Source organism: Bacillus sp. P4_D3 (genome assembly GCF_056401855.1).
This window is the reverse complement of record NZ_JBFUIN010001057.1, coordinates 1-888: the sequence shown is the minus strand read 5'-3', so window position 1 is coordinate 888 and position 888 is coordinate 1. Positions and strand designations below refer to the sequence as shown.

The window sequence follows — 888 nt, the reverse complement described above, 5'->3', positions numbered from 1 at the left end:
GGAGAAGCTTATGTAAACGAAGAAAAAAATGAGATTTCCGATGGATCTTATATTCGTTTTGCACAAGGTGAATTTTATTATCACCATCAAGATTTTGAAGCAGCTATTTTTAAATGGGAGAAAGTTAGTAATGAATTAGCACCATGGGCACAAAAAAATATTGCGGATGCTTACTTCGAACTTAACCAATTATCAGTTGCTGAAAACGTGTATACTTCCATTACTACTGATAACAAAATACTGATGACCGAAATTGTACTGCAATTACTGTCTCTTTACATCGAGCAAAATAATTTTGATTCAGCTTTCGCTGTTATAAAAGAAGCGGTTTCTTTAAATCCCGATTATCCAAGCGTCACAACAATTGCACGTTCCTTTTATGAAGAACAGCAAGATTTTGATAGTGCAGTAGAGCTTGCTGTGAACGAGTTAATTCGAACAGAATCTTATCCGTGGTTTGAGGTTCTAAAAGAATATATCGATAAAGGGTTTACTAAAAATATTTCACCAGATTATTTTTATACAGTATTAGTTACATTAAATAATGTAGATCAAGTGCAATTTACGCAAATGGTTTCATCACTTTGGCACAGCTATAAAGATGAACAAAATTACTTATTATGGCTTAACACAATAAATGAATTTTTCATACATATCGAAATGCATTCGTCCGATATATGGGACGAAATTTCTTCTCTTTACGAAGAAACATACTTTGAATTAATTCAAGGTCAATATATGCTTAGACAATTACACGATATTATTCCAAATCTGTTAACAAATTGGTTAAAGGTAGTCAATCCCTCTCATGCTGTATTTCCAGCTGCAGCAGTATTGGCATGGGATGAGATTTTTCCTTCCAAAATAGATTCAGCGGATATAAAATAT

1 protein-coding gene is annotated in these 888 nt (G+C 32.8%); it reads left to right on the top strand.

From position 1 onward, the window contains the following. On the top strand, nt 1–888 hold an 888-nt coding region (locus AC1DTM_RS29125), incomplete at both ends, for a tetratricopeptide repeat protein (RefSeq protein WP_477001562.1).